The sequence below is a fragment of the Lacrimispora algidixylanolytica genome, from assembly GCF_003609635.1.
Classification (GTDB): Bacteria; Bacillota; Clostridia; order Lachnospirales; family Lachnospiraceae; genus Lacrimispora; species Lacrimispora algidixylanolytica.
In genome coordinates this window covers 19,591-33,183 of record NZ_MCIA01000030.1, presented here as the reverse complement: position 1 = coordinate 33,183, position 13,593 = coordinate 19,591, and the positions used below count along the sequence as shown (strand labels likewise).

General features: G+C 40.4%; 15 protein-coding genes and 1 tRNA gene. 14 read left to right on the top strand and 2 right to left on the bottom strand.

Going from position 1 to position 13,593, the window contains the following annotated elements:
* Nucleotides 1-265 precede the first annotated feature (265 nt).
* From cysK to BET01_RS14075, 11 genes are all read left to right on the top strand, one after another.
* A complete protein-coding gene (gene cysK, locus BET01_RS14125; RefSeq protein ID WP_120197452.1) occupies nucleotides 266-1,198 on the top strand; it encodes a cysteine synthase A in 933 nt (310 codons plus the stop codon).
* 342 nt (nucleotides 1,199-1,540) lie between these two features.
* Nucleotides 1,541-2,530, top strand: a complete 990-nt coding sequence (locus BET01_RS14120) for a glutathione S-transferase family protein (protein WP_120197451.1) — start codon at nucleotides 1,541-1,543, stop codon at nucleotides 2,528-2,530.
* Nucleotides 2,531-2,554: 24 nt separating this feature from the next.
* Nucleotides 2,555-3,490, top strand: a complete 936-nt coding sequence (locus tag BET01_RS14115; RefSeq protein ID WP_207667628.1) for a transporter substrate-binding domain-containing protein — start codon at nucleotides 2,555-2,557, stop codon at nucleotides 3,488-3,490.
* 23 nt (nucleotides 3,491-3,513) lie between these two features.
* Entirely contained in the window at nucleotides 3,514-4,257 is a 744-nt protein-coding gene (locus tag BET01_RS14110) for an amino acid ABC transporter permease (RefSeq protein WP_120197450.1), read from the top strand.
* Complete coding sequence (locus BET01_RS14105; RefSeq protein WP_120197449.1) at nucleotides 4,244-5,008, top strand: amino acid ABC transporter ATP-binding protein; 765 nt, start codon at nucleotides 4,244-4,246, stop codon at nucleotides 5,006-5,008. Before BET01_RS14110 ends, BET01_RS14105 begins: the two co-directional genes overlap by 14 nt.
* Nucleotides 5,009-5,037: 29 nt before the next feature.
* The gene (locus tag BET01_RS14100; protein WP_120197448.1) at nucleotides 5,038-5,526 is read left to right on the top strand and encodes a GNAT family N-acetyltransferase; all 489 of its coding nucleotides are present in this window, start codon (nucleotides 5,038-5,040) and stop codon (nucleotides 5,524-5,526) included.
* A gap of 31 nt (nucleotides 5,527-5,557) precedes the next feature.
* Entirely contained in the window at nucleotides 5,558-6,523 is a 966-nt protein-coding gene (locus tag BET01_RS14095; RefSeq protein ID WP_120197447.1) for a glutathione S-transferase family protein, read from the top strand.
* 109 nt (nucleotides 6,524-6,632) lie between these two features.
* On the top strand, nucleotides 6,633-7,658 hold the full coding sequence (locus BET01_RS14090) for a glutathione S-transferase C-terminal domain-containing protein (protein WP_120197446.1): 1,026 nt from the start codon (nucleotides 6,633-6,635) through the stop codon (nucleotides 7,656-7,658).
* Nucleotides 7,659-7,675: 17 nt separating this feature from the next.
* Nucleotides 7,676-8,812, top strand: coding sequence for a M20/M25/M40 family metallo-hydrolase (locus BET01_RS14085; RefSeq protein WP_243117233.1), 1,137 nt, complete (start codon nucleotides 7,676-7,678; stop codon nucleotides 8,810-8,812).
* A gap of 476 nt (nucleotides 8,813-9,288) precedes the next feature.
* Nucleotides 9,289-9,843 (top strand): DUF3793 family protein, encoded by a 555-nt coding sequence (locus tag BET01_RS14080; protein WP_120197445.1) that lies wholly within the window; start codon nucleotides 9,289-9,291, stop codon nucleotides 9,841-9,843.
* 32 nt (nucleotides 9,844-9,875) lie between these two features.
* Nucleotides 9,876-10,298 carry a flavodoxin gene (locus BET01_RS14075; protein ID WP_120197444.1) on the top strand — a complete coding sequence of 141 codons (423 nt, stop codon included), beginning with the start codon at nucleotides 9,876-9,878 and terminating at the stop codon, nucleotides 10,296-10,298.
* A 131-nt stretch (nucleotides 10,299-10,429) separates the two neighbouring features.
* Here BET01_RS14075 and BET01_RS14070 read toward each other — a convergent pair whose 3' ends face one another.
* Complete coding sequence (locus BET01_RS14070) at nucleotides 10,430-10,783, bottom strand: DUF4180 domain-containing protein (protein WP_120197443.1); 354 nt, start codon at nucleotides 10,781-10,783, stop codon at nucleotides 10,430-10,432.
* Between the two features lie 120 nt (nucleotides 10,784-10,903).
* Nucleotides 10,904-10,975, bottom strand: a tRNA-Glu gene (locus BET01_RS14065).
* Nucleotides 10,976-11,122: 147 nt separating this feature from the next.
* Between BET01_RS14065 and BET01_RS14060 the strand changes: the two genes are divergently transcribed.
* From BET01_RS14060 to BET01_RS14050, 3 genes are all read left to right on the top strand, one after another.
* Complete coding sequence (locus BET01_RS14060; protein WP_120197442.1) at nucleotides 11,123-12,190, top strand: acyltransferase; 1,068 nt, start codon at nucleotides 11,123-11,125, stop codon at nucleotides 12,188-12,190.
* Nucleotides 12,191-12,192: 2 nt separating this feature from the next.
* Nucleotides 12,193-12,375, top strand: coding sequence for a DUF6472 family protein (locus tag BET01_RS14055; protein ID WP_120197441.1), 183 nt, complete (start codon nucleotides 12,193-12,195; stop codon nucleotides 12,373-12,375).
* 262 nt (nucleotides 12,376-12,637) lie between these two features.
* On the top strand, nucleotides 12,638-13,582 hold the full coding sequence (locus tag BET01_RS14050) for an ABC transporter substrate-binding protein (protein WP_120197440.1): 945 nt from the start codon (nucleotides 12,638-12,640) through the stop codon (nucleotides 13,580-13,582).
* Nucleotides 13,583-13,593 lie beyond the last annotated feature (11 nt).

Genomic DNA, 13,593 nt, shown 5'->3' with positions numbered 1-13,593 from the left:
ACATATTAAACATGTATGTAATATAAGAGGTGGCCGAATATGAAAAACAATTATAGTGTTTTAAATAATCAGATCTTTTTAAATAATAAATGTTGTTGTCAGGCTGTATATATGGAGTGTAGTACAGTTTCATTGTAATGCCATCGCGTTGCCTGACAGCTTATGGATATGAAATAGCAGTATATTTCATGAATACCAAGAGCAGGTGCCATGGCGGCATCTGTTTTTTTCATAATTAAAATAATAAAAAATGGAGGATAATATCATGGGAGCAATCAAAGAAAGCGCATTAGAATTAATTGGAGGAACACCATTACTTAAATTAAACCGCTACAGTGCAAAAGAAGGAATTAAGGACGTCACCATACTTGCAAAGCTGGAATATTTAAATCCGGCTGGCTCAGTAAAGGATCGTATCGCACTTGCCATGATTGAAGATGCAGAAGCAAGCGGTGTGTTAACACCAGGTGCTACTATCATTGAACCAACCTCTGGTAACACAGGGATCGGCCTTGCAGCAGTTGCAGCAGCAAAAGGCTATAAGACAGTACTTACTCTTCCAGATACCATGAGTGTGGAAAGAAGAAACTTATTAAAGGCTTATGGAGCAGAACTTGTACTTACAGAAGGCGCTAAGGGAATGAAAGGTGCCATTGCAAAGGCAGAAGAATTAAAGGAATCCATTCCTGGTTCTGTTATTCTTGGTCAGTTTGTTAATCCGGCAAATCCAAAAGTACACAAAGCTACCACTGGACCTGAAATCTGGGAACAGACAGACGGAGTGGTTGACATCTTTGTTGCTGGCGTAGGCACTGGCGGAACCATTACAGGTGTAGGTGCTTATTTAAAAGAAAAGAACCCGAATATTAAGATCGTAGCGGTTGAACCGGCAAGCAGCCCAATTCTTTCCGGTGGTAATCCTGGTCCTCATAAGATTCAGGGAATCGGTGCAGGATTTATACCTGACGTATTGGATACTAAGATTTATGATGAAGTCATTACCGTTGAAAATGAGGTTTCCTTTGCAGAAGGAAAAACATTTGCCACATCCGAGGGAATCTTGGTGGGCATTTCATCTGGAGCTGCATTAAAGGCAGCAAAGATATTAGCAGAGAGACCTGAGAATAAGGGAAAGACCATTGTTGTCATCTTACCTGATTCTGGTGACCGCTATCTGTCCACCCCATTATTTGGCTAAAGAGATCTGACATACAAGGCGACTGGTGGGTATCTACAGCTGGTTATAAGAAAATCTTATTACCAGCTGTATTTTTTATATAATATACAGAAACCTACAGGAATGGTATGATTAATAAAGAAGAAAGACGCAGGGAAGGGAGTTCAAAATGAAGGAATGTAAAATGAATTTCAACACAAATTTCACCATCATGTGCAGATGTTGCATGAGCTGCATGAATTACAAAGAAGTGAGTCCAATGCGTTTTGAAACCTGATACCCTTAGCATGTATGCTTAGATGAGCAGGTGTCGGACGGCATCTGCTTTTTTTGTACCCAAAATACAGGAAAGAAGGCAAAAATATGGCCATAGAAGAGAAATTTGGTAAGGTAGTAACTTCAGAAGATGCTCATGAAGTATCGAAGACAGGTGCGTTTGTAAGGCAGGATAATTATTTTATTTCCCCATTTGGAGACAGGGAAGGAGAACTTCCGGTGGAAGCTGGACGATACCGCTTAATCTGGACTCCCCTTTGCCCCTGGGCTACAAGGCAGGTCATAGCATTAAAGCTGTTAGGCTTAGAAGATGTGGTCAGTATTGGTACTGTAAGCCCTATAAGAACGGATAAAGGATGGGAATTTGCTTTAGACGAAGGGGGCGTTGACCCGGTATTAAAGATTCAATTTCTTCCTGAAATCTATGCTGAGACAGCACCAGAATACGAAGGAAGAGCTACAGTCCCGACCATTGTTGATGTAAAGACCAGAAAGGTAGTCAATAACGATTACCATCATTTGACCAATTATTGGGAGACCGTGTGGAAACTATTTCACAAAGAAGGAGCCCCTGATCTATACCCAGAAGAATTAAGAACGGAAATCGATGCACTAAACGCTATCATATTTCACGATGTTAATAACGGAGTTTATAAGGCGGGATTTGCTCAGTCCCAGGAGGAATATGAAAAGGCCTATGATGTCTTATTTGAAAGACTTGATTGGTTAGAGGAACGGCTTTCAAAAAACAGATACTTATTTGGAGACCAGATAACGGATTCCGATATTCGCCTTTATGTGACACTTACGAGGTTTGACGCAGCTTATTATTTCTGCTTTAAGACCAACAGAAACCGGCTGACCGATTTTGATAATCTCTGGAATTACGCAAAAGATTTATATTCCATTCCAGCATTTAAAGAAGCAACGGATTTTGATTCCATTAAGAAGGGATATCTTCTTGGAAACCACGCACATAATCCATATAATATCCTTCCTTTGGGCCCAGACATCTCAATATGGAAGGAAGCACATAATAGAGACGAGAAATTTGGAACTAGAAAATTAAATTACTAATCAGCAAAAAAGAGGAGAAAAGTTATGATGAAAAATTTTACGAAAAAGACAGTATTAGGATTGCTTGCAGCAGTAACCGTGATTGGAGCATTGGCTGGCTGTGCCGGAACAGAGAAGAAAACGACTGCTTCCGAAACCAATAAAATAGAAGAAGCCAGTAAGGCAGCAGAAACCAGTAATACAGCAGAAACCAGCAAGGAGGCACAAAATAGCTCAGAGCCTGTCACCATTTACGCAGCCACTGGTGGTTCACCAAAGCCATTTACATTTGTAGGTACTGATAATAAATTAACCGGACATAACATTGACTTAATCAATGCTGTTTTTGAAAAACTCCCTCAGTATAAGCTTGAAATTGAAGTAACTGATTTCCCATCTATTTTCGCAGGACTTGATTCTGACCGTTACCAAATTGGTGTAAACAACTTTGCAAAGAATGAAAAAAGGAAAGAGAAGTACTTATTTACAGATCCGATTTTCGCCAACGAATACGTTGCTATCTTTGCAAAAGACAATAACAAAGCAGCAAATATTGGATCATGGGATGATCTTGCAGGCCTAAAAACCATTTCTCAAGCAGGAATTAACATTACTACAGCTCTTGAAAATTATAACGCTGCCAATCCTCAAAATCCAATTAAGATTGAATACAGCGAAGAAGACTTAGTTCTCCAGATCCAGGATGTTGAGGCTGGTAAATACGATTTCGTTTTAATGGATAAACCAATGTTTGAGTATTATCAAAAAGAGTTTAAGTTCAACGTGACAGGTGTCACCATCAATAATGATATCTCAAAGGACTTAATGGGAGAGCCATACAGCTACTTAATCGTAAGCAAAGGGAATGAGAAGCTGGTAGAAGATTTGAATAAGGCCTTAAAAGAAGTGATTGAAGACGGAACCTCAAAGGAAATTAACTTAAAGTGGTTTGGTAACGATTATTCTCCTTCTTATAAATAAAGAAGGAAAGCTGGAGGAACAAGATGAGCAAAATATTTGATTGGCAGCTAGTATTTACAGAAATCCCCGCATTATTAAAATACTTGCCCGTGACCCTGAATCTGACGGTAATCGCCCTGGTAATTGGCTGGGCGGTAGGGCTTTTGATCGCATTTGTAAAAATCCGTAACATTCCGGTTTTACGGCAAATTTGTAGCTTGTTCGTATCCATCGTGAGAGGCACTCCCATTATTGTTCAGCTCTACCTTACCTACTTTGGGATTCCCATCGCCTTAAAATACTACAATTACTACAATGGAACCGATTTTAACGTCAACGGGGTACCGCCAATTATTTTTGCTATCGTGGCATTAGGACTGAATCAATCGGCCTTTGATTCTGAGACCATACGGGCTGCCATACAGTCCGTAGAAAAAGGCCAGGTGGAAGCCGCCAAATCCTTAGGGATGAACGGCTTCCAGATATTTCGAAGAGTGCTGTTTCCACAAGCGGTTACAGTTGCTATCCCGTCTCTTGGAAACTCACTCATTGGTCTGGTAAAAGGTACTTCTCTTGCATTTACCTGCTCCGTAGTAGAAATAACGGCTCAAGGTAAGATTCTTGCAGGAAGCAGCTACCGCTATTTTGAAATCTACTGTTCTCTTGCCCTTGTCTATTGGGTGCTGACAATTTTTGTGGAACGGTTGTTTGCATACATAGAGAAGAAGATGAGCGTGCCAGAACAAGTGACAGTTTTAAAAGGAGGAGCGGTAAATGAGCGCAATTGAAATTCGTGGACTAAGTAAAAAGTACGGAGAAAATATAGTTCTGGATAAAGTGAATCTAACCATCAACAAAGGAGATGTAGTAGCCATCATTGGTCCTTCCGGAACCGGAAAATCAACCCTCTTACGTTCCATCAACCTCCTTGAAAAACCAGAAGAAGGCAGTGTTATCATCAACAACCGGGAGATTAGTCTTACCACAAAATCCTCCAAAGAAAAACTAGAACTCCGAAGATATACAGAAATGGTATTCCAGCAGTTTAACCTTTTTAAGAACCGTACCGCACTTGAAAATGTCATGGAAGGCCTTGTGGTAGTAAAGAATCTAAAAAAGAACGAAGCAAGAGAGCTGGCAATCAAGCATTTACAAAAGGTGGGAATGGGAGATCGGTTGTTCCACTACCCAAGGCATTTATCCGGTGGACAGCAGCAGAGGGTAGCCATAGCCAGAGCGCTTGCCATGGATCCAAGACTCCTACTCATGGATGAACCCACCTCCGCTCTAGATCCGGAACTAGTCAGCGAAGTACTGACCACCATACGAAATGCAGCCAAAGAGGGCAACACCATCTTATTAGTGACTCACGAAATGAACTTTGTTAAAAACGTAGCAAACCGAATCCTGTTTTTAGAAAATGGAAGGATTGTTGCCGACGGAACACCAAAGGAAATATTTGATAATCCAAAGAATGAGCGCCTAAAAGAATTCCTGGTAAAGATCCATATGCTGGAGAGTCCAGATTTCACGATTTAGAGGAAAAGTAAAAGCGTTGGAGGTCTACAATGAACGATATCACTTACAAGACTACAAAAGAAAACATCGACTGGCAGCAGGTTTCCGATATATTGCGGCGGTCAGGGCTTTCAGACCATACGGTGAAAGAGCAGGAGACTATTTTTACAAACAGCTATGCAGTGGTATTTGTTTACCACAAAGAAACCTTAGTAGGGGTTGGAAGAGCCTTATCTGACGGAGTTTGTCAGGCAGCTATTTATAACATCGCCCTTGAGGAAGAATTCCAGGGAAATGGAACTGGAAAAAAGCTGATCAATCTCCTTCTTGATCAGGTAAAAGGTCAGAATGTAATCCTCTATACCCACCCAAGAACCGTGGCTCTCTATGAGAAAATGGGTTTTCGAAGAAGCAAAACTGCCATGTGTATCTATAGTGGATCGGAAGAATCCCGGTCCTTTATGGAACGAGAAGGGTTTCTACTTCCAGAAAAATACAGGTTTGTGGATGAATACGGAAGAGAAGATATGATGCGATAATAAGCTCTAAAAGAAAAGAGGAAAAAAAAGCATGTCAAAAAGATTTATAACCAGTGAAGTTGAAAAAGATGGGAAGTTTGTAAGACAGGAAAACCGTTTTATAACTCCCTTTGGTATAGAGGAAGGGCAACTTCCCATAGAGTCTGGAAGATACCGTCTTTTATGGTCCCCAGCCTGCCCATGGGCACACCGATCTGTCATTGTCCGAAGTCTTTTAGGGCTTGAAGAAGCCATAAGCCTTGGCACACTTGATCCCATACGACCTGATGTGGAGCGGACGGACTGGGCCTTTACCTTAGATGAGAATGACGTGGATTCGGTGTTAAAAATCCATTATATCAGTGAGGCATATCTCAAAGCAGATCCAGATTATAAAGGAAGATTTACGGTGCCTGCAGTTGTAGATCTGACCACAGGAGATGTGGTAAACAATGATTATTTTAACCTGACTAAATACTGGGAAGTAGAGTGGAGTAAATTCCATAAGGCAGGTGCCCCTGATCTCTATCCGGTGGAATTAAGAAAGGAAATTGATGAATTAAACAACATTATTTTCCATGAGATTAACAACGGCGTCTACAAAGCAGGTTTTGCCAGAAGCCAGGAGGCTTATGAAGAGGCTTACGACCTTGTATTCAACCGTCTGGACTGGTTGGAAGAACGATTAAGCCTCAGCCGATATCTGTTAGGAGATAACATAACGGAATCAGATGTTCGGCTGTATGTGACACTGGCCCGTTTTGATATTGCTTATTATAACGGTTTTAATCTGAATCGGAATCGAATCACTGAATTTCCAAATCTTTGGGGATATGTAAGAGATTTATATTCTCAGCCGGGATTTGGAGACACCACAGATTTTGATGCCATCAAAAAGCATTATCACTTGTGTGCGGTATCCAACAATCCTTATGGACTATTACCAAAAGGCCCAGACCTAGCTGGCTGGAAGGAACCTCATGGAAGAGATAAAGTTAATTATAAGGAAAGAAATTAAAATAGTAAATGCAATACGAGTAACGGTAAAATATCAGTTCAAATATTTAAGTATGCCCGGGATACAATCATTAGATGGTAAAAATCTTTAATAAATAGGAGGATATCATATGTCAAGCTGCAGCATCGGACAAAAAGTACGTCCAAAAGAAATCGAAAAGGAAATAGATGAAAGAGGTACATTCATCCGACAGCCCAATCATTTTACAACTCCCTTTGGTGATGGAGAGCATGAGTTAAAGGCAGAAAGTGGAAGATACCGCTTAATCTGGGCTAAGGGCTGTCACTGGTCCAATCGTTCCTCCATTGCTTTAGATCTGTTAGGTTTGACCGATGCTGTTGGCATCAATCTTGCTGGACATAGCCAGGAAAACCGTGCATTTGGCTGGGAATTCGTGTATAATGAGGACAGAAAAGATCCAGTACTTGGGTCTCAGTTCTTAAGTGAGTTATATTACAATGCGGATCCAGATTACAATGGACGGTGTACGGTGCCGGCACTTGTTGATGTTACAACGAAAAAAGTGGTGAACAATGACTACCACAGATTGACCAACTATTTTGAAGTGGCATTTCGTCCCCTCCAAGCTCTTGATGCACCAGATCTTTACCCGGAAGAATTAAGACCGGAAATTGACGATTACAATGACTGGCTGTTTCCCAATGTAAACAATGGAACCTACCGCATGATGTTTGCCCAGTCCATTGATGCTTATGAGGAAGCGTTTGAAGATTTCTATCAGGCTTTGGATCAGATTGAAGAGAGATTATTAAAGAACCGTTTCCTATTTGGAGATTATGTGACAGACAGTGACATAAGGCTTTTTGTAACCTTAGCTAGATTTGATACGCATTATTACCGCAATTTAGGCCCAATCAAGCACCGTGTGGTGGATTATAAGAATATCTGGGCATACTTAAGAGACTTATATGTGATTCCAGCGTTCCGCAATCATACATATTTTCGTGATATTGCGGCACCTCAGTCAGAAAATAAATCCTTTTTCCAGGACTTCAATTCCCGTTTTGTAAATCAAATCGATTACGAAGGCATCTGGTCAGCCCCTCAAAATCGGAAGGAATTAAGCAAGACTCCAGAAGAAAAGTTTAAACGCCATGGAAAAGGAAATGAATAACCTAGGCAGGTGATACTATGATTAATACAAAAAGGCTTGTAAGCCAATTTAAAACAATGGTGGAGTTTGATTCAGAAACCTATCATGAAAGAGAACTGGCAGACTATCTAATCGGTGAATTAAAAGAGCTGGGCTTTGAGATCTGGGAGGATGATGCCGGAATACAGCTGAAAGAGCGCATTACCGGATATGGCAGTCAGGCACCAACCGGCAACCTCTATGGCCTGTTAAAAGGAAATACAGAGGCTCCTTCCATTCTTTTGTCTGCTCATATGGATACCGTGAGGCCGGGAATTGGAAAACGTGCAGTCCAGGATGAAAACGGAGTTTTAACATCAGAAGGCGATACCGTTTTGGGAGCAGATGACCTTTCCGGAGTGGCTGCTATTTTAGAAGCTGTACGGGTGATAAAAGAAGAAAACATCCATCATCCGGATATTGAAGTGCTTTTCCCAGTGGCAGAAGAAAACTATGGAAAAGGAAGTCAGTTGATAGACTATTCTAAGATCCAATCAAAGCTTGCTTATGTCTTTGACCTTAGCGGAGAGATTGGTCTGGCTGCAACTGCTGCCCCTACTCTCATTTCTTTTGAAATAAGAATCCAGGGAAAGAATGCCCATGCAGGCTTTTGCCCTCAGCTTGGAATCAATGCCATTGAAATTGGAGCCCATGCCATCTCTCAGCTAAAGCAAGGCTGGGTGGATGAGGTAACTACGGTCAACATCGGTAAAATCAGTGGTGGAAAACAAACCAACATTGTTCCGGAAGAGTGTATTGTACTGGGAGAGATAAGAAGCTTAAAGGATGAGCAGGCCATAAAAGAGCTTAACAAATTAAGAGAAATCTTTGAACATACGGCAGCCAGTTATCAAGGAAGCATCGAGTTTCATTATGAAAAACAGATTGAAGCCTATGAGATTTCAGAAGAGGAAGAGGTAGTAAGGCGATTTAGAAAAGCCAGCGAAGGACTCGGTTTAAATACCGTGACCCAATATACTCTTGGAGGAAGCGACAACAACCATTTTGTCCGCAATGGCATCAGGGGAATCGTAGTTGCCTGCGGAATGAATGAAGTTCATACCACAAAGGAGTACACCACAGTAGACCAACTGGAAAAAAGCGCATCCCTGGCCCTTTCCTTAATAACATCATGAGAAAATGTAATATGATCAAATAAAAAAGAAGAAGCCGAGGCTTCTTCTTTCTCTATATAAAAGACTCGTACTCCGGTGTATGATGCAAGGAGACCAGTCTTAATTATTAGGTTGAGCCGGCAAAGAAGTCATTTTAAACCACTCCGCCGACTTAGAAAAACATATGTATGTAAGCGCTCTGACTGCTTTGGGTTTTTTCTATGTTCGTATTAATATCATATCGCAAATTTGTGAAGAAATTTTGTCCTGGTCCTAAAGAAAGCATAAAATTAATGAAGTTTTTCTGTAAAAAATTGGAAAAGTATACAAGCGTGGGTTGCAGATAATATGATATAGTAGAAAATTTCCCATTAAGCCAAATCATAGTTGCCTGTTGGCTTAAAATATGATATTTATATTATAGTTAGCCAAAACTAACCAATTACTGCAAAAAAAGGATTAATGGGAAACAAAAATTTGACTGTGGAGGTACGCAAATGTTACTGGAAAGGCATCTAATCGAATATTGTTCCCCAACGCTGGCTTCCATTAAGACAGCCAGCCTATTTAATCATTCCTTTTCATCGGAAGAAGAGCTTCAAAATCAGTTGACTCACTTAAACAGTCAGTTAGGTGAAAAAGGGATTTCCCTCATGGAATTATATCGCCGCAATAACAAGGCGCTGATCTATGTTTACCGAAAATCTCATTTAGAAGCGGATCTAAATCGTCCCGGTGTACGCAGGTTTCTTACGAAATACGGTTATGAGCATATGGAAGTGGAATATGCCCTAGGCATGCTAAAAGAGCGGCTGAAAGAATCCGGATCCTTTCCTCATGAGATAGGTCTGTTTCTTGGATATCCATTGGGTGACGTGATCGGATTTATTAACAATGCAGGAAAAAACTGCAAATGTATCGGTTGCTGGAAGGTTTATTGCAACGAATGCGAGGCAGTCAAGAAATTTGCAAGGTACCGAAAGTGCAGGGCAGTATACTCGCGTTTGTGGAAAAACGGAAGAACGGTCTGGCAGTTAACAGTAGCTGCCTGAACAAATAAAGAGGAAAGAAGAGGTAGGATAAGATGAGTAAAGTAGCAGTTGTTTTTTGGAGCGGCACAGGAAATACAGAGGTTATGGCAAAGAAGGTAGCTGAAGGAGCGAAGGAAGCAGGCGCAGAAGTTTCCGTATTTACCGCATCTGATTTCCAGCCAGAACAGGTAGATCAATTCGATACAGTTGCCTTTGGTTGTCCTTCCATGGGAGGCGAAGAATTAGAAGATGGCGAGTTTGAACCTATGTTTAAAGGCTGCGAACCGAAACTAACAGGAAAGAAAATTGCTCTATTTGGTTCCTATGGTTGGGGAGACGGCGAATGGATGAGAGACTGGGAAGAAACCTGTAAAAAGGACGGAGCAGTTCTTGTACATGAGTGCGTAATCTGCAACAATGAGCCTGATGCAGATGGAGAAGCACAGTGCGTGGAGCTTGGAAAGTCACTTGCATAATATCATAGATGAAAAAAGATCCGGATGGAAATGATTGTTGTCATTTCCATCCGGATCTTTTTTTGTTACAACCATCTATCAACCCATTTATCAAATTTATTGGTATAATAATGGTGGATTTATCTTATTATTTAAGGCGCAAGTGACAATAGAGCTTCCTCTAAGTCCTTTTTAAAGAATACCATTTTCCCTTTATTGCTTTCAAATATAAAGTCCATTAAACTTTTGCTGGTATAATGGGAGTAATCCCCGATAACTGCCATCTTAAAATTATAATTAGCAAACTTTTGAAGTATTTCCCCTGCAAAGCCAGTCTTAAGGTCAAAGAAACGTTCGTCTAAACTTTCTTTATACAATACAATCCCCATACACTCACTGTTATAATGAGCAGAAGCCATAAGATCAAGCATGGTCTGTACATCAGCTATTTTAATTTCCTTATCAATCAGGCCGATGGTTTGGTTGTTCCTTACAATCACATTCATGTGTTATTCTCCTTTTTAAGATATAGGGTAACGATGCTAGAAAATCAGATTCACAACGATATAAAAACTTCATTATATAACAAAAAACCTGATTTTCCAAAAAAGGAAAATCAGGTTTTATGACCTATCCGGGAATCGAACCCGGGATTCCGCCGTGAGAGGGCGGTGTCTTAACCGCTTGACCAATAGGCCGTTTTTTCTCTGTCCTTGCTGACAGCTTCATAATAATACCATAGGTTTTTTCATTTGTCTACACTTTTTTCAAAACAAATAAAAAAAGTGTCAATAACGAACATTTTATGTTATACTTTCTCCTAGAAAGAGGAGGAGGTTTATACCATGGAAACGAAGAAACGTGAAATCAAATACGACTATCTAAGGACCTTCGCAGTACTAGCCGTAATTATGGTTCATGCCATTCCTCTAGAAGCGGAAAACAAAGCGCAATGGCTGTTTTCTGCGGCTCTTACCCCTGTACTTCTGGCCTTTGTAGGTATCTTTTTTATGCTCAGTGGACTTTTCCTTCTACAGTCCCATGGACAGGATATTAAAGAATTTTATTGGAGACGGTTTTTGGGGATTTTTATTCCTTTCGCTGTCTACTGTGGGATATATTATTGGTATTATAATGTGTACCTGGCAACGGAATCACAGACTTGGTACGAGCATGGACGAGCTTTTCTCTTCGAGCTGGTTACTCAGACCATACCCTCTGCGCCTCATTTGTGGTTTATGTATGTTTTAATGGCACTTTATGTGTGTACCCCGTTTCTCGCCCGGATGTTTCATGCCATGACAGATCATGAACTCAAGATTTTTTTAATCATCATACTCCTGGTTCAGGGACTTTCTACCTATTTACCTCCACTTGGCATTAATATCGAACCAGCGATCACTTATATGATTTTTAAAGGCTGGCTGATCTATTTTGTTTTGGGATACATAGGGACTCGTTTATACCGGAATACCCCTTACCAGCCATTTGCCATTCTTGGAGCAGCCGGTTTTTTTATAACCTTACTTCAGAAATATATGATACCTGCTTATACCCCGGGGATTCATGATATGGCCTATCCTATGATTGCCATGGCAGTATCCATGTTTTTATTTTGTTATCATTATGGCGACATACAAATCCCGTTTTTAATAAAAGCGGCAAGTTTTATCAGCCGGTACAGCTATTCCATATATTTGATTCATTACTTAATCCTTGGTCAGATGGTCAAAGGGATCGCAGAGAAAACAATGTTGCGTCATTATTATGTGCCCAGAATACTTTTTGAAACAGCACTTACCTTCGCAATCTCCCTGGCAATAGCGGTTCTTGTGGATGAAACCGTGGTAAAGTTGCTAAAACTGGGAGCAAATGCTCTTAAGGGCAAAAGGAAGTTAAAAAAGGAGAATTAGACATGGCAGAGAAAATTGGTTGTGAAGACTGCATGTATTATAATTATAACGAAGAATATGAGTACTACGAATGTGAAATGAACCTTGACGAAGATGAGTATATGCGCTTCATAAGCAATTCATCGAAGCGATGTCCATATATTAGATTTGGAAATGAATACTCCATTGTAAAGAAGCAGATATAAAAAAAGCCCTATAAAAGGGAGGAGCCGGCATTCAATTTTTGAATACCGGCAATTATGAAAAAAATTTTATTAAAGTATGTTGGCAACATCTTTATCTGATGAATTTAGTATATCGCCCAAATATGAAGAGAGTTTGACCATGTTGTAAAAAGATTATGACTAGAATGTGAACAAAACTCCATTGCAGTTGTACTTTTGTAGCCTTGTATGATATACTTTCGTGAGTTAGTTATAACGAACTCATAAAAAAGGAGCATACATCATGCATAAATCAAAAAAAATTACAGCAGTTTCTCTAACTTTAATGTCCCTTGCCTTGCTTATTTCCGGATGCAGCAAGACATCAACAAACGATGCAATCAATCAATCCCTTAGTACATCAGTGGAAGCAGAAAGTGACCAAAAAGGCGGAGATAGAACCATTCAAACTTCTATGGGGGATGTGAAAGTTCCTGCAGAGCCCAAACGAGTGATTGCAACCTATGGGATGGGTGATTTACTTGCACTTGGCGTCATTCCAGTGGCCACCTATCAAGCAGATGGAACAGCCTATGAAAAAGAGGTAGCGGATTTGCCGGTATGGAATCAATTTGAAGCAGAGGAAATCATGGCTTTTGACCCGGATTTGATTTTAGTAGTCAATCAGGAACAATACGATGAGGTTTCTAAAATTGCACCTACAATCCTTATTCCTTTCACCCAACTTTCCATGGATGAACGGGTAACGTACTTAGGTGAAATTCTTAATAAAGAGGAAGAAGCAAAGAAAGCGCTGGTCGACTTTAAAGAGAAAATTGCCAAAGCAAAGGAAACCTTGAATCAAAAAGGCATTGATTCCCAGACATTTAGCATATTCGACTCCGGCAGTAGTGGCAGCATATGGGTTTATGGTGACAAATGGGGACGAGGAGGAGATCTGCTTTACAGCCAGTTAGGTCTTAAAGCACCTGATATCATCCAGAAGGAAATCATAGCAAAGGAACAGTACCGGGAACTTTCCATGGAATCTGTTCAGGATTATGCCGGTGATTATATTATATTCAGCGGAGAATTAGGAAATCTTGCAGATAATCCTGTATGGAACTCCATTCCAGCCGTGAAAGCCGGTCATGTGATTCAGATCGATCACAACCTTTTCTATGACATTGACCTGTATTCTTCCGAAGTACAGCTAAATTACTTAATGAAGGCGTTGATTGATAAATAAACCAGATTGCT

What these genes read in the sequence shown, in the direction of transcription:
- cysK (WP_120197452.1), top strand. Translation starts at nt 266, where the DNA reads ATGGGAGCAATCAAAGAAAGCGCATTAGAATTAATTGGAGGAACACCA.
- BET01_RS14120 (WP_120197451.1), top strand. Translation starts at nt 1,541, where the DNA reads ATGGCCATAGAAGAGAAATTTGGTAAGGTAGTAACTTCAGAAGATGCT.
- BET01_RS14115 (WP_207667628.1), top strand. Translation starts at nt 2,555, where the DNA reads ATGATGAAAAATTTTACGAAAAAGACAGTATTAGGATTGCTTGCAGCA.
- BET01_RS14110 (WP_120197450.1), top strand. Translation starts at nt 3,514, where the DNA reads ATGAGCAAAATATTTGATTGGCAGCTAGTATTTACAGAAATCCCCGCA.
- BET01_RS14105 (WP_120197449.1), top strand. Translation starts at nt 4,244, where the DNA reads ATGAGCGCAATTGAAATTCGTGGACTAAGTAAAAAGTACGGAGAAAAT.
- BET01_RS14100 (WP_120197448.1), top strand. Translation starts at nt 5,038, where the DNA reads ATGAACGATATCACTTACAAGACTACAAAAGAAAACATCGACTGGCAG.
- BET01_RS14095 (WP_120197447.1), top strand. Translation starts at nt 5,558, where the DNA reads ATGTCAAAAAGATTTATAACCAGTGAAGTTGAAAAAGATGGGAAGTTT.
- BET01_RS14090 (WP_120197446.1), top strand. Translation starts at nt 6,633, where the DNA reads ATGTCAAGCTGCAGCATCGGACAAAAAGTACGTCCAAAAGAAATCGAA.
- BET01_RS14085 (WP_243117233.1), top strand. Translation starts at nt 7,676, where the DNA reads ATGATTAATACAAAAAGGCTTGTAAGCCAATTTAAAACAATGGTGGAG.
- BET01_RS14080 (WP_120197445.1), top strand. Translation starts at nt 9,289, where the DNA reads ATGTTACTGGAAAGGCATCTAATCGAATATTGTTCCCCAACGCTGGCT.
- BET01_RS14075 (WP_120197444.1), top strand. Translation starts at nt 9,876, where the DNA reads ATGAGTAAAGTAGCAGTTGTTTTTTGGAGCGGCACAGGAAATACAGAG.
- BET01_RS14070 (WP_120197443.1), bottom strand. Translation starts at nt 10,783, where the DNA reads ATGAATGTGATTGTAAGGAACAACCAAACCATCGGCCTGATTGATAAG.
- BET01_RS14060 (WP_120197442.1), top strand. Translation starts at nt 11,123, where the DNA reads ATGGAAACGAAGAAACGTGAAATCAAATACGACTATCTAAGGACCTTC.
- BET01_RS14055 (WP_120197441.1), top strand. Translation starts at nt 12,193, where the DNA reads ATGGCAGAGAAAATTGGTTGTGAAGACTGCATGTATTATAATTATAAC.
- BET01_RS14050 (WP_120197440.1), top strand. Translation starts at nt 12,638, where the DNA reads ATGCATAAATCAAAAAAAATTACAGCAGTTTCTCTAACTTTAATGTCC.